Here is a 20,257-nt window from a genome sequence, read left to right as displayed (position 1 = left end):
GCACGCAATCCGCCCGTCCAATCCCTATCACGATCCGCCCGCCGCCATAGGCTGTGCGGATCGCCGGCGCCAGCCCCCGCCGAGGCGCCGACGCTTCCCCGTTCCGTTGCGTGAGGTTGTCCATGACGATGATCGGTTTCCTCGGCGTCGGCCATCTCGCCGCCGCGCTGCTCGAAGGGCTGCTGGCCGGCGGGCGGCCGGGTGGCGACTTCCTGCTTTCGCCGCGCGGTCAGGGCGCGGCGCTGGGCGCGCGGCTCGCGGTTCCGGTCGCCGCCGACAATCGCGACCTCGTGGCGCGCTGCGACATCGTGATCCTCGCCACGCGCCCGCGCGACGCCGCGGATGCCGTCGCGGGCCTGCCCTTCCGCGAGGACCAGCTGCTCGTCTCGGCCTGTGCCGGCCTGCCGCTCGACCGGTTGCGGGGAGCGGCGGCTCCGGCGCGCCTTTGCCGGATCATGCCGCTGACGGCGGCGAGCCTCGGGGCGAGCCCGACGGCGCTCTTCCCCGACGAGCCGCGCCTGCGCTCGCTTCTTGCGCCGCTCGGGCCGATCCTGCCGCTCGCCCGCGAGGCGGATTTCGAGACGGCGACGGTAAGCGCCGCCGTCTACGGTTTCGCGCAGGCTCTGATCGCCCGCGCCGCGACCTGGCAGGCCGCCCAAGGGCTCGATCCCGCCACGGCGCGACGCCTTTCGGCCCTCACCTTCGTCGCCGCCGGGCGAATGGTGGCGGAGAGCGAGACGCCGATGGAGCGTCTTCTCGGCGAGCTGGCGACGCCCGGCGGCATCACCGAGCGCGGTCTCGGCGTCTTGGAGGAGGCAGGCGCCATGGCGGCCTGGGAGGCGGCCTGCGCCGCCGTCCTCGCCAAGCTGCGTGGGTCAGACTGAGGCGTTCGGCCGGCGGATCACGTGGCCGCCCGTCGCCTGGTCGGTGGGCGAGAGCTCCATCATCGCCACGTCGACATGGTCGGGCAATGCCAGGGCGAGCGCCACCGCCTCGGCGACATCCGCCGGCTGCAACGGTCGCTCGTCGGCATAGAGCGTGCGGCGCAGCGCCTCGCCGTCGCCCGCGAAGGCCTGGAGATAGACGTCGGTCTCGACGCGGCCCGGCGCGATCTCCGTGAGGCGCACGCCGGTGCCGGCGAGATCGTAGCGGAGCACCGAGCCGGCGCGGGAAAGCCCGGCCTTGGCCGCGCCATAGGCGGCGGTCGCGGCGAAGACGTGATGGGCGGCCGTGCTGGTGACGTTGACGACATGGCCCCGCCCGCGCGCAACCATGCCCGGCAGCAGGAGCCGCAGGAGCAGGAGGGGCGCGAGGAGATTGACCGTCACCATCGCCTCGATCTCCGCCGCGCTTTGCGCCTGCAAAGGCCGCAGACTGGTGACGAGGCCGGCATTGTTGACGAGGACGTCGACGCCGCGATCGCCGAGCGCCGCTCCGATCGCCTGGTGGTCGCGCACGTCGGCGACGAGGGGGCGCAGCCCGCAGTCCTCGGCGAGCGCCTCCAGCGCCGGGCGGCCGCGCGCCAGCCCGTAGACCTCGTAGCCCTCGGCCCGCAGGCGCCGGCAGATCGCCGCGCCGATGCCCTTCGAGGCGCCGGTCACCAGCGCCCGGCCCTTGCCGTCCATCACAGAGCTCCCTTCCTCGCCACGGTCTTCAGGATCTCGACGAGGCCGGCGTCGCGCGCCGACCTGAGTGCCTCGTCGCTGCGCTCCCCGATCGCGGCGCGCGTGCCCGCCGCGACGGCGGCGCGCGTTGCGGGCGAGAGGCTCGCCGTCTTCAGATCCGCCCAGATCGCCTCGTAGGTCGCGCCATATTTGGCGAGGAAGCTCTCCATCCCCTCCGCGTTCAGATGGTTGGAGATGAAGCTGCCCTGCAGCGTCCATTTCGGGCCCGGGCCGTAGATGAAGGCGCGGTCGACATCCTCGACGCTCGCGACGCCCTCCTCGACGAGGGCGATCGCCTCGCGCCAGAGCGCGCCCATCAGCCGCAGCGCCAGATGGCCGGTGATCTCGCGGTTCAGCGTCACCGGCTTCTTGCCGATCGCCTCGTAGAAGGCCCGCGCGGCCCGGACATGGGCGTCCTCGCTCGCCTCGCCGCCGACGATCTCGACGAGCGGCATCAGATGGGCGGGATTGAAGGGATGGCCGAGCACGACGCGTCCCGGATGGCGGCAAAGCGCCTGCATCGCGCTGACGGACAGGGCGGAGGACGAGGAGGCGATGGTGACGCTGGGCTCCACATGGCGCTCGATTTCGGCTAGGAGCGCCTGCTTGATTTCCAGCTGTTCAGGCCCGCATTCCTGCACGAATTGCGCGCCCGCCAGCGCCGCCCCCATATCGGTCGCGACGCGGACGCGCCCGCCGGGCCGGGCGGGCCCGAGCAGCGCCGCGAGATCGGCTTCGAGACCCGGCCGGAGCGCGGCGAATTCCGCCGCGCGGCCGGGATCGGGATCATAGGCGCCGACAGCGAGCCCCTGATGGGCGAAGACGGCCGCCCAGCGCTGGCCGATCGTGCCGAAGCCGACGATGCCGACGCGGCGGAAAAGGGGCTCGCTCATCTCGGAACTCCGGCGAGGAGGAAGGGCAGGATCGCGTCCGCATAGACTTCCGGCGCGGCGCGCAGGGCGTAATGGCCGCCAAAGGGAAGAAGGCACAGCTCCGCCTCCGGGACCGCCGCGGCGATCTCGCGCGACAGATGGACCGGCGTCACCATGTCGTCCTCCGCGACGAGGACTAGCGTCGGGCCGGACAGGGCGGGAAGAGCGGCGAGCGTATCGTGGGCGAGAATGGCGCGGATGCGCGCGGCGACCGTCTCCGCCTCGCCGGGGCGCGGGGCGGCCGTGCTGTCCCGCAGGATCGTCCCGGCATTCGCCGCGACGAAGGTGGGGCTGTGGAGGACGAGGGCCGCATGGCGGCGATAGGCGGCGAGGCCGAGATTTTCGAGAATTTCGAGGCGGCTCGCGAAGAGGAGGCGCATATAGGCGCAGGGTCGCGCGAAGGTCGCGGACAGGACGAGGCGGCGGACGAGGTCCGGGCGGTCGAGCGCCAGGCGCTGGGCGACGGCGCCGCCGGTCGAATGACCGAGGATCGCCGCCGCTTCGATGCCGCGCGCCGCCAGGAGCCCGGCGAGATCAGCCGCCATGGCGTCGATCGAGGTCTCGGCGCCGCCGAGCGGGCTCGATCCGCCGACCCCCCGATGGTCGTAGCGAAGGGTGCGCAGCCCGCGGGCCCGCAGGCGTTCCGCCAGCGGGCCGAAGAAGCCGGCCAGTCCCCCGAGGCCGGACACGAGGACGACGGGCGGTCCCGTGCCTTCGTCCTCGAAATAGAGATGCCCGCCATCGGCGAGCCGCGCCGGACCTCTCGTCACGCCAGCGGCACTTCCTGCGTCGAGCCGGGCTTGAAGACGCTGCGCGCCTCGATCTCGAGGATGTTCGCCGGCCGCGCGAACGGCTCCGGCGCCGGCGTGCCCGCCTCGCGCGGGCGGCCGATCTCGGCGAAGAAGTCCTCCAGCCCGCCCGGGGCGAGAACGGCGAAGAGGTGGAGCGGCTCGTCGCTCTCGTTGACGAACATATGCTCGACGCCCGGCGGCAGGGCGACGAGGGAGCCCGTTTCCATCGGGTGCTCGACACCGTCGACCAGCGCCTTGCCGCGCCCTCGCCAGACGAAGACCATCTCGTGATGGCGGTCGTGGATATGCTTGCGGATGTAGCTTTGCGGCGCGACGACCTGGACCACGGCGCAGAAGCCGCCGGACCAGTTGCGGCTCGTCAGCTTGTTGACGACATGGCCGTTCGCCGGCACCGGCTGCCAATAGGATTCGCCGTCCTCCGGGCCGAGGACGAAGCCGGCCTCCCGTTCTGCCTCAGCCATCGCATCATTCTCCGGGTTGGGGTTCGAGCCGGGGCCTGGCCGGGCTCGGCAGCGCCGCCCGCAGGGCCTCGTTCACGTCGAACCAGGGGATCTGGAGATCGAGCCAGGCGGCGGTGCGGCCGCTTGCGAGGATCGCCGCCTCCAAAACGGCCGGAAGCGGCCGGGCGGGATCATCGAGAAGGGCGGCGAGATCGGCGAAGAGCCGGCCCGTCTCGGTGAGATGGCAGAAATCGGCGAGGCGGCGGCCGGCGCGATCGAGCGCGCGGACGGCGGCGAAGCGGATCGGCCCGTCGCCGCCGCCCGCCAGCGCCGCCTCACGCAACTCGAACAGCGTCTCGTGCAGGACGCGCGCCTCCGATTCCGCCATGAAGAGCGGACCGGCCGGATGCATGATCGCCCGCGAGCGGGTCAGCGCCAGGATCTCGTCCGAGCAGGCGCGCCATAGCCCGCGCGCCCGCGCCGCCAGCGCGGCGGGCAAGACTCCGTCCGCGTCCGGCGCGGCCGGACCCGCGCCGTCGGCGCGCGTCAGGATGCCCGCGAAGAGGCGGCGGCCATGCTGTTCGCGCAGCCGCGCGCCGAGCGCGGCGAGCCGCTCCACCCCGCCTTCGAGCTGCCCGAGGACGGTGATCGAGGCGGTCTCGGCCTGGAGCGGGGCGAAGACGATCTCTAGGAACTGGCGCACCGGCCAGTAGATGAAGGCGCCGGGCGCGGCGTCGAGGACGTTCACCGCCCCTTCCACCCCTTCCACGAAAGGCGCGTGCCAGTAGATGTGGCTGCCCGCGATCTTCGGCGTGTGGAGCTGGAGATCCATCGGCAGATGGGCGGCGAGGCGGGCGAGCGTTCGGGGCGCCCGCTCGGTCGCGCAGCGGATTTGCCAGCGCTCGCCGCCGAGCGCGAATTCGAGTTGCATTGCGGAACCTGTGGGGATGAACGGGCGGCTGGCCGGATCAGCGCTTCGGGTCGAAGAAGGACACCGGCTTCAGGATTTGGTTGCGCATGTCGAGGAGATGATCCTCGGCGACGACGCGGCGGCGATAATCGACCCAGGTGGGATCGGCCTCCATCGTCTCGCGCCGCGCCTCGCGGTCGGCGAGGCTCTCATAACCCCAGAGATGCACGATGCGGCTCAACTCGCCGATATGGGTCTGAAAGAAGCCGAAGGGCTCGCCGATATAATGGCGCTGCATCGGCAGACCGACCTCCTCGTAGGTCGAGAGGAAGGCGGCGAGCCGGTTCGGGCGGGCGGTATAGACGCGGTGGTCGAAGATCATGGCGGGCTCCCGGGCGAAGGCGGGCGAGGGGGATCGGCGGGCGCCGCGCCTTCGATCGCGGCGACAAGGGCGGCGGACGGGGCGGGGACGCGGCTGACCTCGCTTTCGAAAAACAGACTTGCATAGTGCATGCTCTTGTGTCGACACTTGCGGCGAGATTTTTTGCCAAGGCCCGATCCGGCGGCGCGACGCGCCGCCGCCGGGCATGCCAGAACGGATTCCGAACGGCATGAGGAACACGCCCAGTCCCGCCGAGGAACGGCGAATGCACGCGCTGATGGTCGCCGTGCGTCACATGGAGGAGCGGCTCGGCGAGCTGCACAAGGCCGGCCGCACGCGTGGGCCGATCCATCGCTGCGACGGGCAGGAGGCGGTCGGCATCGGCGCGACGGCCATGCTGCGGCCGGGCGATCTCCTGACGAGCACCCATCGCGGCCATGCCCATTACGTCGGCAAGGGGGCGCCGATCCCCGGCATCGTCGCTGAGATCTTCGGGCGCGAAAGCGGCCTTTGCGGCGGGCGCGCCGGCCATATGCTGGTGGCCGACGCCGCGAACGGCCTCCTTGGCGGCAATGCGATCGTCGGCGCCGGCATTCCGGCGGCGACCGGCATGGCGGTCTCGCTCCAGATGCGGCGGGCGGCGGGCGGGGAGGACCACGTCGCCATGGTGATCTTCGGCGATGGCGCGGCCCAGACCGGCATCTGCCACGAATCCATGAACATCGCCGCGCTGTGGAAGCTGCCGGTCGTCTTCGTGCTGGAGCACAACGAATATGGGCTGACCGCCCATCATTCGACGCAGTCCTCGGTGGCCGATCTCGTCCGGCGCGCGGCCGGCTACGGCATGCCGGGCGCGAGCGTCGACGGCAACGATGTCGCGGCCGTCTATCGCACCGCGGCCGAGGCCGTCGAACGGGCCCGGCGGGGCGAGGGGCCGACGCTGATCGAGGCGAAGACCTATCGCATGGTCGGCTTCTCGACGAGCGATGTCGGCGGCTATCAGGACCCGGCGACGATCGAGGCCTGGCGCTCCCGCGACCCGATCCGGCGCTCGCGCGAGTATTTGTCGGAGACTCTCGGAGCCGAGGCGCTCGACGCCCTGGAGGCCGAGGCGCGGGCCGAGGTCGACGCCGCCTTCGAGGCCGCGCTTGCCGCGCCCTTGCCCGCCTTCGTCCCCCACGCGCCGAGCGCGCCCTATCGCGAGAGGGCCTGATCCATGGCATCGCTCCGTTACGCCGAGGCGCTGCGCGAGGCGCTGATCGAGGAAATGCGCCGCGACCCGATGGTCTGGCTTTTTGGCGAGGACATCGCCGTTTATGGCGGCGTCTTCAAGGTGACGCGCGATCTTCTCGCCGAATTCGGCCCGGCCCGGGTGCGCGACACGCCGATCAGCGAGCAGGCGCTGACCGCCATGGCCGCCAGCGCGGCGATGAGCGGCACGCGCCCGGTGCTCGAGATCATGTATGCCGACTTCCTGCCGCTCTCCATCGACGCGCTGATGAACCAGGCCTCGATCTACAACTATGTCTGGAACGGCGCGGTGACGATGCCCTTCGTGCTGCGCACGCAGGGCGGCGGCGGCGCGGGGGCGGGCGCCCAGCATTCCAAGAGCCTCGACGCGCTCGTCGCCCATATTCCCGGCCTCAAGGTCGTCGCGCCCGCGACGCCCGCCGATGCCAAGGGCCTGCTCAAGGCGGCGATCCGCGACGAGCATCCCGTCGTCTTCCTGGAGCACAAGCTTTTGTACAATCTGCGCGGCGAAGTGCCGGACGGCGACCATGTGGTGTCGATCGGCGCGGCGCGCATCGCCCGCGCCGGCGCGGACGTGACGCTCGTCGCCTCCTCGCGCATGGTGCATGAATCGCTCAAGGCGGCCGAGGAACTGGCGGAGGAGGGCGTCTCGGCCGAGGTGATCGACCTGCGCAGCCTGCGCCCGCTCGACCTGCCGCTGGTGCTCGATTCCGTCGCGCGGACCCACCATGCCGTCGTCGTCAACGAGGGTTGGCGCTTCTGCGGCTACGGCGCCGAGCTCTCCGCCTCGATCATGGAACAGGGCTTCGACGATCTCGACGCCCCGGTGGAGCGGCTGGGCTGCGAGGACATGCCGATCCCCTATTCGGAGCCGCTGGAAACGGCGGTCCTGCCCTCCGCCGCCAAGATCGCCGCGGCCGCGCGCCGCGCGCTGCGCTGAGGGCCGGCCGATGCCGATCGACATCACCCTGACCGGCGGCGCCGGCGAATACATGGAAAGCGCGACGCTGGTGGAATGGCGCGCGAAGCCCGGCGAGCGCGTCGAGGCGGGGGCCCTTCTCGCGGTGGTCGAGACGGCGAAGGCCGCGACGGAGATCGAGGCGCCGGCCAGCGGCGTCCTTCTCGGGCCATTGGCCGAGATCGGCGCCGAGATCGCCATCGGAACGGTGCTCGGCCGCATCGCCGCGCCGGGCGAGGCGGAGGCCGGGGCCTTCGGTGCCGAACCGTCGGTGCCGGCCGCCGCAGCGATCCCGGCCGCGACCTCGCCGGGGGCCGCGCCGGAATCCGCCGAGCGGCCGGATCGGATCCGCGCCAGTCCCCTCGCGCGCCGGCTCGCGGCCACGCGCGGCCTCGACCTCGCCGAAATCCGCGGCTCGGGGCCGGGCGGCCGCATCAAGAGCCGCGATCTGCCGCCACCGGCCGCGGCGCGCGCCCTCGCTCCGCCCACCGTCTCTCCCGCCTCCACGCCCGCGCGTGGCGGCGCGGATGGGCGGCCGCTCCTCGTCTGCCTGCACGGCTTCGGGGCGAACCGTCTCTCCTGGTCCGGTCTCCTGCCGCGCCTTGCCGCCGCCGCCCGGCCGCTCGCCCTCGACCTGCCGGGCCATGGGGCGAACGGTGCCGCCTTCTGCGAGTTCGACGCCATCGTCGACGCGCTCGCCGAGCGGATCGAGGCGGAGGCCGCGCCCTGCCTGCATCTTCTCGGCCATTCGCTCGGCGCCGCGCTCGCCACGCGGCTCGCGGCGACGGGACGCCTGCCCGTCGCCTCGCTCAGCCTTCTGGCGCCCGCCGGCCTCGGACCGGAGATCGATGGCGCCTTCCTGTCGGGCTTCCTTCGAGCGCGGGAATCCGCCAGCCTCCGGCCCTGGCTCGCCCGGTTGGTCGCCGATCCCGCCCTCCTGCCGGCGGGCTTCGCCGAGGCCGTGCTGCGGGAGCGGGGGGAGCTCGGCCTCCTGCCGCATCAGGAGCGGCTCGCCGCCAGCCTCTTCCCGGACGGGACGCAGGGCTTCGACATCCGCGCCGATCTCGCGCGCCTCGCCATGCCGGTGAAGGTGATCGTCGGCCTCGCGGATGCGATCATTCCTCCGGACGGGGCCCTGCGACTGTCTGGTGCCGTCGCGCTGCATCGGCTGGGCGGCACCGGCCATATGCCGCAGCTCGAAGCGCCGGACCTCGTCGCCCGACTCGTCATGGAGAATATGCGGGCCGGGGCCTTCACGCTCTGACGCAACGGGAGAGGCTCGATGTCGATTGACGCCCGTCCGCCATCCGGGGGACCCGACGGAAGCGCCCCGATGCGGCTCGGCCTCGCCGGCCTCGGCGCCATCGGCCTCGCGCTCGCCCGGCGGATCGATGCCGGCGCGCTGCCGGGCGTCGCGCTCGCCGCCGTCCTGTCGCGCGATGCGGAGAAGACGCGGCGTCTCCTCTCAGATCTCATCATGCCGCCGCCCGTCGTGGCGGGGCCGGAGGCATTGGCCGAGGCGGCGGACATCGTGGTCGAGGCGGCACCGGCCGCCGCCTTCCGCCCGATCGCCGAGGCCGCGATCGCGCGGGGGCGCCTCCTCGTTGCCTGTTCCGGGGGCGCGCTGCTGCGCCAGCCCGATCTGGTCGAGGCGGCGCGGATGCGGGGCGCGCGCATCCTCGTGCCGACCGGCGCGCTCGGCGGGCTCGACGTGGTGCGCGCGGCGGCGGAGGGTCGGATCGACGCGGCGCTGATCGAGACGCGCAAGCCGCCCGCCGCCTGGCGCGGCGCGCCCTATCTGGAAACGGCGGGTGTCTCGCTGGAGGGCCTGGCGGCGCCGCTCACGCTCTTCGAAGGCGATGTTCTCGCGGCGGCGGCCGGCTTTCCGGCCAATGTCAATGTCGCGGCCGCCCTCGCCCTCGCCGGCATCGGGCCGGAGCGGACGCGCGTGCGCCTCGTCGCCGATCCCGCCCTCCTGCGCAATGTCCATCATGTCGAGATCCGCTCGGACGCGGCCCATGTCGCGTTGACGATCGAGGCGATGCCCGATCCCGACAATCCGCGCACCAGCCGGCTGACGGCCTTTTCCGTCCTTGCCTGCCTGCGCGGTCTATCCGGCCCGTTGCGTATCGGAAGCTGAGCGGCATGACGCTCGTTCAGCCGGCACCCCGGTTCTCGCGCAGCATGGTCTCGGCGCAGATATAGCCCCAGGTCATGTTCGGCCCGATCGTCGTGCCGGCGCCGATGGAGCGCGTGCCGAAGGGGTTGGCCATGGCGAGGCCGGCGGCATAGAGGCCGGAAATCACAGAGCCGTCGGGCCTCAGCACCTGACCCTTCGCATTGGTGCGCGCCCCGCCCTTGGTGCCGAGGATGGAGCGGTTCATGGAAAGCGCCAGGAAGGGGCCTTCCTCGATCCGGCCGAGCTTACCCTCCGGCCCGTGGCTCTTATAGCTTTCCCAGGCGGATTCGCCGCGCCGGAAATCGGCGTCGCGCCCGGCATCGCAGAAGCCGTTGAAGCGCGCCACCGTCTCCGCCAGCGCCTCCGCCGGCAGGCCGATCCGCGCGGCGAGCTCCCGCAGCGTCGGCGCCTCCACGATCCAGTCCTTTTCGTAGGCGGCGTACCAACGGAAGGGCGCCGAGCGCTTCAGAAAGCGCCGGTCGGCGATGAGCCAGACGGGAAGATGCAGCGGCTCGCCCGTCGCCGGATCGCGCCGATCCATCGCTTCCCCGATATTGAAGTCGCTTTCGGAAACGAAGCGCCGGCCATGCCGGTCGACGACGATGGAATGGGGCTCGGCCTGGAAGACCATGGGCAGGCCGTGCGGCTGGCCCTCGTAGCGCGTCGGCAGGCAGGGATGGATATTGGCCTGGTCCATCCGGTCGAGCCGCGCGCCCGCCGCTTCGGCGAGCTTCTGCCCGTCGCCCGTATTGGTGCGGGGCGAGCCGAGCCGGTCGAGGGGCCCGGGAAAATGCTTGCGGCGCATCGCTTCGTCCCATTCGAAGCCGCCGGTGGCGATGACTACGCCGCGCCGCGCTGCGATCGTCAGGCGCGTCCCGTCCGCGCGCTCGAATTCCGCGCCCGTGACGCCGCCGGTCGCGTCCTGCGACAGGGCCACCGCGCGCAGCCCCGTCTGGACGTGGCAACCGGCATCGAGGCAGCCCTTGAGCAACCCTGTCATCAGCGCCGTGCCCTGGCCGCCGGCATCGGTGAGCCAGCGCCACAGAAGCTTCGGCCACAGCCTCAGCCCGGCCCGCAGCGGATGGTGATAGGGATCGGTGGCGACGACTTCCTGATAGGTGAAGAGATGGGGCAGGGTGGAGCGCCGCAGCGCCTTGGCATGGACCCCGAGAATGCGTCGGGACAGAGCGCCGGGCGAAAGCATGCGCCCGAAGCTCTTGCCGCCCGTTCCTTCCGAGATCGGGTCCGGCTCGTCGACGAGGGCGAAGCTGAGGGGCGTCGCTTCGCCGAGAAAATCGAGCATTTTCGGCGCGGTCGCGACGAAGGCCTGCCAGAGCTCGTCCTCCGTCTCGCCCCAGCCTTCCGGAGAGACGGCGCGGATATAGGCGAGTGCCTCCGCCTCGCTATCCTCGACGCCGGCGGCGCGGGCGATGGCATTGGCCGGGACCCAGGTGCCCGCGCCGGACATGGCGCTGGTGCCGCCGAGCTTCTCCGTCTTTTCCGCGACGATCACCGAGAGGCCGCCGCGCGCGGCGCGCAGCGCCGCCGCGAGCGCGCCCGAGCCCGAGCCGAGCACCAGAACGTCGCAATCCGTCATCGTCCCTCTTCCTCTTCCGTCGTCCGGGCCACCAGCGCCGCCACCAGCTCCTCGACCGTCCGGCAGGGCAGGGCGCCGCTCTGCCGGATCTCGGCGCCGACATCGACGGGCAGCGAGGAACCGGCATCCGCCATGATCTCGTTGAGCCGTCCGCCGATGAAGACGCGCGGCGCGATCTTCCGGCGCGACAGTTCGCCCATCAGCTTCTGGGCGAAGGACAGGGCGACGCCGTTATAGGTCGAGACGGCAACGGCCTCGGCCGAAGCCGCCGCCGCCCGCTCGGCGAGGACATCCGCATCGACGCTGACGCCGCCGTCGATCACGTCGAGACCGAGCCGGGTGAGGACGAGGGTGAGAAGCCGCTTGCCGTAGAAATGGACGTCCGTCGTCGCGACGACGATGCGCGGCCGTTGCCGGGCGAGCGCCAGCTTCTCCGTTTCGGGGATCGCCGCCAGCACCCGGCGGGCGAGCGTCTCGATCTCGTCGACGAAGGAGCTTGCCACCGCCTCGCCGGCTGCGGTCTCGCCGAAGCGGCGTTCGAGCTCGGCCGGCCCGATGCGGCGCAGTGCCAGAAGCATCTCGGCCGGGTCGGCGAGATCGAAGCCGCCTTCCTCTAGCCCCGCCATCAGGCGATCGCGGAAGCGCGTGCCCGTGGTGACGAGCCGGTCGGCGAGAGGCCCGGCCTCCGCCGTCGACAGCAAGGGCGCGAGGTCGCCGATCCGCTCGGCCAGGCGGCGCCCGGCGAGATGGGCCTCGACGATCTCCGCTACCGTCGGGATTCGCTGCGCCTCCGTTACCGGTATCGGCGTCAGCGCATGGCCGGACGGGTTGGTCCATTGCGAGAAGGCGTCGACCAGAAGATAGCTCGCGAGCGCCCCGTAATTGGCCACAGGCTCCGGGCCGTAGAGTGTCGTATTGCCATAGAGCATCGTCCCGGGCGTCGGGTTCACGCGGGAAAGAGCAAGCTGAAAGGCGAGGCGCTTGACCGGTTCGGTGAAGGTATGGCCGAAGCACTGGCCGAGCGGCAGGCCGATCAGCTCCTCGACGATCCAGCGCTCGACCATGGCGAAGCCGAGGGCCGAGCCCATGTCCTCGAACCAGGCGGCATAGCCGTCGTCGAGATTGGAATGGACGAGGATCCGGACATCCTGCGCTGCCAGGAGGCCGAGCGCCTCGACGGTGGCGAGCGTGGTGCCGAGATCGTCGTCCCAGCCCGGCAGGCGGAAGGTGAAATATTGCGAGAGATTGCCGATCGTCGTCGAGCCGGCAAGCAGAGCCGCCGAGGCGTTCTCGACCGCCGCCGGCATGCCGAGGACGAAGTCGCCGAAATGCGGCGCGACGGGCGCGGCGGCGGTGAGCGCGACGAAATCCTCCGGCCCGGTGAGGATCATGCCGGTGCCGCAGGGCCGGCCGGGCCGCTGCGCCGCCGGATAACCCATGCTCCAGTCGAGACAGATGCCGTAACGATCGGGCGCGGCACCGTGCCGGGCGAGGCGGTCGTGGATTTCGGCATAGGCGCGGCGGCTCTCGGCCGGATCGCGATAGCCGATCTGGGCGTGGAAGCTGAGGCAGCGCTCGGCGATGAGGCGCCGCTTCTCGGCCAACTCGCTCTCGACGCCGCGCGCCGCAAGGAACGGGTTCGGCCCGAGCCGAACAAGACGGGCCCGGTCGGCGCCGCGCGCCAGTGCTCCCGCTCCGTCGAGCGGCGCCTCTCCGAGGATGGTGCGTCGATCGAGCGGTCGATCCAAAGCGGGTTGCCTCCTTCGCATGGACGCCGGTTCGGAGCGGGACATTCGGTTCGTTTTTCGGTGTCGGGCGGAGTGGCATGCAGCGCACTGGCTTGGCGGCAGATCAACCCACCCTAAAGTGTCGACTCTACTGCATACACTCTATCATCGAGTTTGCGCCTGTCGAGCGAAATCGGTCTCGATGCGCTTCACACAGGCCTTCGGCATCAGGTCGCAAAAGCCACCGGGTCGGGCGACCATTTTTGGGCACGACTCCTCGAGTTTCGCAGGAGTTCGGGCGATGGGTTTCGAGGATGATCCGAAGGCGTGCAGGGCAGGCATCGAGGCGGAAGTCGCCGGCCTCCGAACGCGCGTCGCCCAGTTGAAGGACGCGCTGCCGTCGTTCAGCGACGTCATCCGCTTCCACGATCCGTCCGCAGCGGTCGCGGTGCCCGCCGTGCTGTTGGCGCGTTGCGCGAGGCCGGGCGGCCAAAGTCGACAGGAAAATGCGCGGCGAGCATCGGGCGACAACAGGGTGTGAATCCGTCCGACCCGGCGCAGAAGCGTTTCTCCAGCGACGTTTCGGCAGCGCTTGGCGCTCTGGCGTTCGGTCCCGATATATCATGCCGCGGCAGGCAATCGAGGAAAGGCGAGGAGCGAACCCTTGCGGCTTCGAGACTTGCCTGCCGCGTCAACCCGCGATGAGCCGGACGGCGTCCGGCGGGACTCGCAGCCCGAGGATCGGCTCGCGGCGATGGGTTTCGAGGCGGATCGTGCCGCTTCCCACGGCGAAGTCGAGGCGGCGGACGGCGCCGAGAAAGCGGTCGGCCGTCAAGCGTCCGGCGAAGAGCCCGGCTTCGCCCGGCTCCGGCGGCTCGCGGAGCGGCTCGATCCGCTCGGGCCGCACCAGAAGGGTGACGGTCTCGCCCCTCCGCAGGGCGCCGGTGTCGCAGGCGAGGCAGCCGATCGGCGTTTCCACGAGGCCGGGCTGGCGAACCGTTCCCGCTAAGAGGTTCGACTGTCCGAGAAAGCCGGCGACGAAGGCATCCGCCGGCGCGTCGTAAAGCTCGCGTGGCGCCCCGATCTGGACGATGCGGCCCTCGCGCATCACCGCCACGCGGTCGGCCAGCGAGAGCGCCTCCTCCTGATCATGGGTGACGAGCAGGGTCGCGATGCCGGCCTCGCGCTGCACGCGCAGGATCTCGTCGCGCATTTCTACCCGCAGGGCCGCGTCCAGCGCCGACAGAGGCTCGTCCAGGAGGAGGCCGCGCGGCTCGAAGACGAGGGCGCGCGCCAGCGCGACGCGCTGCTGCTGCCCGCCGGAGAGCTGATGCGGCATCGCGCCCGTCCGCGCGCCCATGCCGACGCGTTCCAGCATCGCCATCGCCTCGGCCCGTCGGACCGGGCCGGGCAGACCCCGGACCCGCAAGGGAAAGGCGACGTTCTCCCAGGCGGAGAGATGGGGAAACAGCGCATAGTTCTGGAAGACCACGCCGAGGCGACGGGCTTCGGCCGGATGCCCGCCGACATCCTCGCCCGCGATGCGGATGCGCCCCGCATCCGGCGCGACGAAGCCGGCCAGGAGCTTGAGCGCCGTCGTCTTGCCCGAGCCGGAGGCGCCGACGAGCGCGACGAGCTCGCCCGGAGCGATCCGGAAGGCGAGGTCGAACACCCCGGTTCTGGTGCCGGGATAGGTGTAGGTGACATTGTCGAAGGCGAGCGTCATGGGGAGACTCCGTCGCGGTTCGCGGCCCTCGGCGCGGCCAGCCGCCCGGCCCGCAGCGCGCCGAAGAGCGCCGCCCAGGTGAGGAGGAAGCTGACGATCGACAGGGCGGCGGCGACATCGGGCTGCGACCTCCCGATCCGGGCGAGCGCGACCGGAAAGGTCGGAAACAGCAGGATGTTGGCGACCGTGAACTCGCCGAGGACGACGGTGAAGGTCAGGAGCGCGGCATTGACGAGAGCCGGGCCGAGATTGGGCAGGACGACCCAGAGGATGGTGCGGACCGGCCCCGCGCCGAGGCTCGCCGCCGCGAGACGAAGCTGCGGCAGATCGAGCGGGCCGAGCCCGACATCGATGGCGCGATAGGCATAGGGCAGCGCCAGGACGAAACAGGGCAGCGCGAGAAAGGCCGGCGAGCCGACCAGCCAGCCCGGCCCTGGAACGAGCGCGGTGAGGCCGGCGACGAGGGCGATGGCCGGAACGACGAAGGGCAGGACGGCGATCGCCTCGAACAGCCCCTTGAGGCGCGGCGCGAGGAGATGCATCGCGATCATCGCCGGCAGAAGCACGACGAGAACGAGCGCGATCGTCGCCGCGGCGAGCGCGATCGACAGGAGCAGCGGTTCGAGGAGATCGGCGCGCCGGATGAGCGCCGCATAGGCCGACAAGCCGTAGCCCTGGCGTCCCTGCGACAGGCTGAAGACCAGTGTCGTCAGGAGCGGCAGCGCGAAATAGGCGAGCATCAGGGCGAGAAGCAGCCGCCGGGTGAGCCGCGCGATCGTCCTCATCGCGGCCGGGTCCAGGCGCGGCGGTTGAAGCGGCGGGCGAGGAGGAGCAGGAGGGTCATGATCGCGATCATGGCCAGCGACAGCGCCGCGCCGATGCCCGGGGCGCTCGCGACGTCGCCGCTCAGGACATTGCCGATCTCGGTCGTGAGAAGCACGATATTGCCGGAGGTCAGGGCATAGGCGGTCGCATAGCCCGACAGGGCCGAGCCGAAGAGCAGGAGGAAGGAGGAGACGAGCGACGGCGCGAGGATCGGCAGGATCACGAGGCGGAGGCGCTGGCCCGGCGTCGCGCCGAGGCTTGTCGCCGCCAGCAGCCAGTCGGCCCGCAGCGCCCGGATCGACGGACCGAGAACGAGGATGGCGAGCGGCGTCAGGAAATAGGCATAGACGATCGTCAGCCCGGCGAGCGAATAGAGCGAGAAGCCGATCGCATAGAAATCGAGACCGATCGCCTTGAGGCCGCGCGTCAGGAGCCCCTGGAAGCCGAGCGAGGACACGAAGGCGAAGGCGAGCGGCACGCCGCCGAAATGCGCGGCGACGGCGCTGAAGCTCGCGACGGCGGTGCCGAGCCGCGAGCCCTCGCGCCCGGCGACGAAGGCGAGCGCGGCGCCCGCCGCCAGCGACAGGAGCGCCGAGGCGAGGGACAGCGTCACCGAATTCCAGGCGGCCAGCCGGTAGGCCGGCCGCGCCAGGGCCGCGACATTCCCGAAGGTGAAGCCCGCCGCGTCCCGGAAGGCCTCGAGGAGCAGCATGCCGACGGGCGCCGCCATGGCGAAGGCGGCGAGGGCAAGGAAGGGGATGATCATCGCGCCGGCGACGAGCGGCGACCGGAGATGGCCGGACCACCGCCTTTTGGCGGCGGTCCGGCGGCCCGGCGAGGCGAGGCGGAGCCCGGTCATGCCGGTGTCAGATCTTGACCTCTCGCGGCCAGAGATCGGCGACGACCTGCTTGGCCTTGTCGAGCTGCGCCTGGCTGGCGAAGCGGACCTGCTTATAGGCCTCCGGCGAGGGCAGGCGGGCGAGGATCGCCTCCGGCACGGTGCCCGTCTCCAGCATCCGGCCGAAGCGGATCGGATGGGCATAGGCCGCCAGGAAGCCGAGCTGGCCCTCGTCGCTGAACAGATAGTCCTGCCAGAGCCGGGCGAGGTTCGGATGCGGCGCGAAGGCGCTGATGCCCTGGACATAATAGTTGCCATAGGGCGCGCCGTCATTCGGCACGACGACCTCGAACTCGGTCCGCCCCGCCTCCTCGTCGCGGATCGAGAGGTTCAGATAGTTCCAGCGCAGGGCGATCGGCGTCTGGCCGCTGACCATGGTGCCCTTGTCGGTCTGGGCGGGGTTGTAGTTGCCGGCCGCCGCGAGCCGCGCGAAGAACTCGACGCCCGGCGCGATGTCGTCGAAGCTGCCGCCATGGGCGAGCGCCGCCGCCATGACCGCCGCGAAGGCCGAGCCGTCGCGCATCGGATTGCCGCCCATCGCCACCATGCCGCGATAGTCGGGCTTCAGAAGGTCGGCCCAGGCGCGCGGCACGGTGCCGACCACCGCCTTGTTGGCGGCGAAGCTGATGATGCCGTAATAGCAGCCGTTGTAATGTCCCTCGGCATCCTTCACCGAGGCGGGAATGTCGTCCCAGGTGGCGACCTTATAGGGCTGGAGCAGGCCCTCGGAGACGGCCTGCCGGGCGAAGGACGGCGCGAGATCGACGCAGTCCGGCGCCCGCTCCTGCCCCTTCAGGCTGCGGATCGCCTGGAGTTCCTCCGCCGAGCTGCCTTCCGGATTGGTCGGGTTCACCTCGACGCCGTAGCGCGCGGCGAAATCCTTCATCAGCTTGCCGAAGGCCCAGTCGGGCGAGAGGGCGATGGTGTTCAGCACCCTCTCGCGCTTCGCCGCCGCCACGAGATCGGCGGCCGGAGCAGGGCTCGCCAGGGCGCGCCCCGACAGCGGGAGCTGGAAGGCGGTGGCGCCGAGGGCGAGCGCGCCCCCTTGGAGCAACGCGCGCCGATTGAGATGGAAGGACGCCATGGCGGTTCCCCGGACGGTGGAGGTGGACGATATCGCGCGGTTCCGCCGTGGCTCCGCGCCGGCAAGGCCGGGCCGGACGGCGGAGCGCCTCGGCTCGAAGCGCAGCGGCAGCCCTAACACCAGCGACGTGACAAGCGCATGACAGACGCGCGACAACTCTCTGAAAGAAATGAATAAATTCGGGAGAAAACAACAAATAACCGATTGGTTACACTGGAGAATCGGTGCATAAGGGCGCATATCGTCCGACCCGCCGCGCCAAGGAGCCGCCCATGCCCAAGATCGCCGTGATCGCCGATCCCCATATCGGGGTGGAAAAGCCGCATTTCGTCGGCAACTGGCATCGCGCGGTGGCCGAGGCGAATGCCCGCGCGCCGGACCTGACGGTGATTCTCGGCGATCTCACCTTCGACGGCGCCCATTCGGAGGCCGATTGCGCCTTCGCACGAGAAGCCTTGGCGGCCCTGGCGACGCCCTGGCTGGCGGTGCCCGGCAATCACGATGTCGGCGACACGGATCGCGGAAGCGGCAAGGCCTCCGATCCGGCGCGGCTGGCGCGCTGGCGCCGCCATTTCGGCCCGGACTTCTGGCTGAGCGACCTCGATGGCGGCTGGCGGCTCGTCGGCATCGACAGCCAGATCCTCGGCACCGGCCTCGCGGCGGAGACGGAGCAATGGGCCTTCCTGGAGGAGGCGCTGACCGGCGGGCGGCGCGTTCTCCTCTTCACCCATCAGCCGCTGTTCCTGAAAAACTGGGACGAGGCGGATCGCCTTTATTGGGCGAGCTGTGGCGCGGCGCGGCGGCGTTTGCGCGATCTCTTCCGTTCGGCGGATGTCGCCGCCGTCGTCTCGGGCCACATGCACCGGGCCTTCGTGTCCCTGCCGAAGGCGGGGCCGTCCTTCGTCTGGACGCCGGCCACGAGCTTCCTGACGCGCGACGCCTCGATGCCGCCGCAAGGCGGGACGGCGATGACCGGGATCACGCTCCTCGACCTCTCCGAAACGGGCGTTGCGGTCGGCTTCCATCCGATCCCCGACCTGGAGACCTTCTTCATCGAGGATTTCAACGGCACGCTCTATCCGGCGCCGGCCCGATGAGCTGGTTCAGCTTCCATGGCGGCCATAGCGGCGAATTCTGCGCCCATGCCAAGGGGACGCTCGACGCCGTCGTGCGGACGGCCGTGGAGCGGGGCTTCACCCATTACGGGCTGAGCGAGCACGCGCCGCGCTTCCGCGACGTCGATCTCTATCCCGGCGAGGAAGCGCTCGGGACCGAGGGACTGGCGAGCGCCTTCCGGGCCTATGTGGCGGAAGCCCTGCGGCTGCGCGAGCTCCATGCCGGGTCGATCGAACTCCTGATCGGCTTCGAGACCGAGATGCTGCCCCCGGAGCGCTGGGCGGATGCCATGGACGCGTTGCGCCGCGCCCATCCCTTCGACTACGTCGTCGGCAGCGTCCACGACATCGACGGGCGCTGGGTGGATTACAGCGCCGCCGCGACCGAGGGGCTCAAGGCCGATCTCGGCGGGGCCGAGGCGCTGCATCTGGCCTGGTTCGCGCGGATGACCACGATGGTCGAGACGCTGCAGCCCGATGTCGTCGGCCATATCGACCTCGTGCGCAAGTTCGAGCCCGCCGGCTTCCGCTTCGGCCCGAGGGCCCTCGCCGCGGCGGAGCGCCTGCTGGAGGCGGTGGCGGCGACGGGCGGCGCTCTCGACGTCAATTGCGCGCCGGCGCGCAATGGCTATGGTCCGCCCTATCCTCTGCCCGATCTCCTCGCCATGGCCCGGCGCATGGGGGTCGGCGTGACCCTTGGCGACGACAGCCATGGGCCGGAGACCGTTGGGATCGGGCTCGAGCTCTCGCTCGCGGCCATCGCGGCGGCGGGCTATCGCACGATCCGCCGCCTCGACCGCCGGAACGGCTGGCGGGACGTGCCGATCGAAACCGTGTCGCCCCGATGACCTCGATCTCCGACGAGGGAGGGCCGACCCCGCGCCACCGCAAGGGCCGCGCGAGCAGCGCCGCGCCGAGCAAGGTGCGGAGCAAGACCGCGCTGCGGATCAGGACGAGGCGCGGCGAGGCGACGGGCCCGGCGGCCGGCAGGCCGCGCGACCCGCAGCGGACACGCGATCGGATTCTGGAGGCGGCCACGGCGGAGTTCGCCGCCAAGGGCCTCGCCGGTGCCCGGGTCGACGAGATCGCGGCGCGGGCGACGGTCAACAAGCGCATGCTCTACCATTATTTCGGCAACAAGGACGCGCTGTTCCAGGCCGTGGTCGAGAATGCCTATCTGCGCGTCTGGGCGGCGGAGGCGGCGCTCGAACTCGACGATCTGCCGCCCGAGGAGGCGCTGTCTCGCCTCGTCGCCTTCACCTGGACCTATTATCTCGCCCATCCCGAATTCATCACGCTTCTCAACAGCGAAAACCTCTTCGAGGCCCGCCATTTCAAGCGCTCGGCCCTGATCGAGGCCGGAGCGCGCCGCTCCAAGACGCTCGTGGAGCGCATTTTGGAACGCGGCGTGGCGGCCGGCCGCTTCCGCGCGGGGATCGATCCCGTCCAGCTCAACATCACGATCAGCGCGGTGAACTATTACTACCTGACGAACCGCCATACCGGCTCGGTCGTCTACGAACGCGACATGGCCTCGCCCGAGGCCCTTGCGCAACGACTCGCCTTCAACCAGGACTCGATCCTCGCCATGGTCCGTGCCTGAGCGTTCCAAATCCATGAAGCACGGCCTTGCGGCGGGTTTCGTCGAGAGGGCGTTCGCAGGCCTGCCGCCGCTCTGCGCGTTCCGGAGCGATTTCCGAAAGCGGAGAGCGGGTCGACCGGCCGGAACGCCCGACAACCCAAGTCCGACTCCAAGC

General features: G+C 71.0%; 21 protein-coding genes. 9 read left to right on the top strand and 12 right to left on the bottom strand.

What is annotated here, in order from left to right:
- Positions 1–122 precede the first annotated feature (122 nt).
- Complete coding sequence (locus IEY14_RS13115) at positions 123–884, top strand: pyrroline-5-carboxylate reductase family protein (protein WP_188909097.1); 762 nt, start codon at positions 123–125, stop codon at positions 882–884.
- Here IEY14_RS13115 and IEY14_RS13110 read toward each other — a convergent pair.
- The 6 genes from IEY14_RS13110 to IEY14_RS13085 are packed head-to-tail and all read right to left on the bottom strand — an operon-like array spanning position 876 to position 5,140.
- Positions 876–1,625, bottom strand: a complete 750-nt coding sequence (locus IEY14_RS13110) for an SDR family NAD(P)-dependent oxidoreductase (RefSeq protein WP_188909095.1) — start codon at positions 1,623–1,625, stop codon at positions 876–878. The two genes, IEY14_RS13115 and IEY14_RS13110, sit on opposite strands and share 9 nt — an antisense overlap.
- Complete coding sequence (locus IEY14_RS13105; protein ID WP_188909093.1) at positions 1,625–2,557, bottom strand: 3-hydroxyacyl-CoA dehydrogenase NAD-binding domain-containing protein; 933 nt, start codon at positions 2,555–2,557, stop codon at positions 1,625–1,627. Before IEY14_RS13105 ends, IEY14_RS13110 begins: the two co-directional genes overlap by 1 nt.
- Positions 2,554–3,366: an alpha/beta fold hydrolase gene (locus tag IEY14_RS13100; protein WP_188909091.1), complete on the bottom strand. Its 813-nt coding sequence runs from the start codon at positions 3,364–3,366 to the stop codon at positions 2,554–2,556. Before IEY14_RS13100 ends, IEY14_RS13105 begins: the two co-directional genes overlap by 4 nt.
- Positions 3,363–3,869, bottom strand: a complete 507-nt coding sequence (locus IEY14_RS13095; RefSeq protein ID WP_188909088.1) for a cupin domain-containing protein — start codon at positions 3,867–3,869, stop codon at positions 3,363–3,365. Before IEY14_RS13095 ends, IEY14_RS13100 begins: the two co-directional genes overlap by 4 nt.
- A 4-nt stretch (positions 3,870–3,873) precedes the next feature.
- Complete coding sequence (locus tag IEY14_RS13090; protein ID WP_188909086.1) at positions 3,874–4,779, bottom strand: hypothetical protein; 906 nt, start codon at positions 4,777–4,779, stop codon at positions 3,874–3,876.
- A 37-nt stretch (positions 4,780–4,816) separates the two neighbouring features.
- Positions 4,817–5,140 carry an NIPSNAP family protein gene (locus IEY14_RS13085; RefSeq protein ID WP_188909084.1) on the bottom strand — a complete coding sequence of 108 codons (324 nt, stop codon included), beginning with the start codon at positions 5,138–5,140 and terminating at the stop codon, positions 4,817–4,819.
- A gap of 265 nt (positions 5,141–5,405) precedes the next feature.
- Here IEY14_RS13085 and IEY14_RS13080 point away from each other — a divergent pair, with 265 nt between their 5' ends.
- From IEY14_RS13080 to IEY14_RS13065, 4 genes are all read left to right on the top strand, one after another.
- Positions 5,406–6,353, top strand: a complete 948-nt coding sequence (locus IEY14_RS13080) for a thiamine pyrophosphate-dependent dehydrogenase E1 component subunit alpha (RefSeq protein ID WP_210318395.1) — start codon at positions 5,406–5,408, stop codon at positions 6,351–6,353.
- Positions 6,354–6,356: 3 nt separating this feature from the next.
- The gene (locus tag IEY14_RS13075) at positions 6,357–7,331 is read left to right on the top strand and encodes an alpha-ketoacid dehydrogenase subunit beta (protein ID WP_188909080.1); all 975 of its coding nucleotides are present in this window, start codon (positions 6,357–6,359) and stop codon (positions 7,329–7,331) included.
- A gap of 10 nt (positions 7,332–7,341) precedes the next feature.
- The gene (locus tag IEY14_RS13070; protein ID WP_188909078.1) at positions 7,342–8,613 is read left to right on the top strand and encodes an alpha/beta fold hydrolase; all 1,272 of its coding nucleotides are present in this window, start codon (positions 7,342–7,344) and stop codon (positions 8,611–8,613) included.
- A 69-nt stretch (positions 8,614–8,682) separates the two neighbouring features.
- On the top strand, positions 8,683–9,489 hold the full coding sequence (locus IEY14_RS13065) for an aspartate dehydrogenase (RefSeq protein WP_188909076.1): 807 nt from the start codon (positions 8,683–8,685) through the stop codon (positions 9,487–9,489).
- Between the two features lie 16 nt (positions 9,490–9,505).
- On the opposite strand, the gene IEY14_RS13060 is transcribed toward IEY14_RS13065, so the two are convergent.
- Positions 9,506–11,125 carry an FAD-binding protein gene (locus IEY14_RS13060; protein WP_188909075.1) on the bottom strand — a complete coding sequence of 540 codons (1,620 nt, stop codon included), beginning with the start codon at positions 11,123–11,125 and terminating at the stop codon, positions 9,506–9,508.
- Positions 11,122–12,873, bottom strand: coding sequence for a cobalamin-dependent protein (locus IEY14_RS13055; protein ID WP_188909072.1), 1,752 nt, complete (start codon positions 12,871–12,873; stop codon positions 11,122–11,124). The genes IEY14_RS13060 and IEY14_RS13055 overlap by 4 nt, the downstream gene beginning before the upstream one ends.
- Positions 12,874–13,153: 280 nt before the next feature.
- Here IEY14_RS13055 and IEY14_RS13050 point away from each other — a divergent pair, with 280 nt between their 5' ends.
- Positions 13,154–13,393, top strand: coding sequence for a hypothetical protein (locus IEY14_RS13050; protein ID WP_188909070.1), 240 nt, complete (start codon positions 13,154–13,156; stop codon positions 13,391–13,393).
- A 150-nt stretch (positions 13,394–13,543) separates the two neighbouring features.
- On the opposite strand, the gene IEY14_RS13045 is transcribed toward IEY14_RS13050, so the two are convergent.
- Genes IEY14_RS13045 through IEY14_RS13030 form a run of 4 tightly spaced genes read right to left on the bottom strand, consistent with a single transcriptional unit; the run spans position 13,544 to position 17,385 of the window.
- Complete coding sequence (locus IEY14_RS13045; RefSeq protein WP_188909068.1) at positions 13,544–14,578, bottom strand: ABC transporter ATP-binding protein; 1,035 nt, start codon at positions 14,576–14,578, stop codon at positions 13,544–13,546.
- Positions 14,575–15,363 (bottom strand): ABC transporter permease, encoded by a 789-nt coding sequence (locus IEY14_RS13040; protein ID WP_188909066.1) that lies wholly within the window; start codon positions 15,361–15,363, stop codon positions 14,575–14,577. Before IEY14_RS13040 ends, IEY14_RS13045 begins: the two co-directional genes overlap by 4 nt.
- Entirely contained in the window at positions 15,360–16,262 is a 903-nt protein-coding gene (locus IEY14_RS13035) for an ABC transporter permease (protein WP_244639464.1), read from the bottom strand. The genes IEY14_RS13040 and IEY14_RS13035 overlap by 4 nt, the downstream gene beginning before the upstream one ends.
- Positions 16,263–16,269: 7 nt before the next feature.
- Entirely contained in the window at positions 16,270–17,385 is a 1,116-nt protein-coding gene (locus tag IEY14_RS13030; protein ID WP_188909064.1) for an extracellular solute-binding protein, read from the bottom strand.
- A gap of 272 nt (positions 17,386–17,657) precedes the next feature.
- Between IEY14_RS13030 and IEY14_RS13025 the strand changes: the two genes are divergently transcribed.
- Genes IEY14_RS13025 through IEY14_RS13015 form a run of 3 tightly spaced genes read left to right on the top strand, consistent with a single transcriptional unit; the run spans position 17,658 to position 20,103 of the window.
- Positions 17,658–18,482, top strand: a complete 825-nt coding sequence (locus IEY14_RS13025) for a metallophosphoesterase family protein (protein WP_188909062.1) — start codon at positions 17,658–17,660, stop codon at positions 18,480–18,482.
- A complete protein-coding gene (locus tag IEY14_RS13020) occupies positions 18,479–19,348 on the top strand; it encodes a histidinol-phosphatase (RefSeq protein WP_188909060.1) in 870 nt (289 codons plus the stop codon). Before IEY14_RS13025 ends, IEY14_RS13020 begins: the two co-directional genes overlap by 4 nt.
- On the top strand, positions 19,345–20,103 hold the full coding sequence (locus tag IEY14_RS13015; protein ID WP_188909059.1) for a TetR/AcrR family transcriptional regulator: 759 nt from the start codon (positions 19,345–19,347) through the stop codon (positions 20,101–20,103). The genes IEY14_RS13020 and IEY14_RS13015 overlap by 4 nt, the downstream gene beginning before the upstream one ends.
- Positions 20,104–20,257 lie beyond the last annotated feature (154 nt).

Origin of the sequence: Aureimonas endophytica (assembly GCF_014642635.1) — a bacterium.
Lineage (GTDB): Bacteria > Pseudomonadota > Alphaproteobacteria > Rhizobiales > Rhizobiaceae > Plantimonas > Plantimonas endophytica.
Note: the sequence above shows the minus strand (reverse complement) of the source record. Positions and strands in the feature narration are given on the sequence as shown.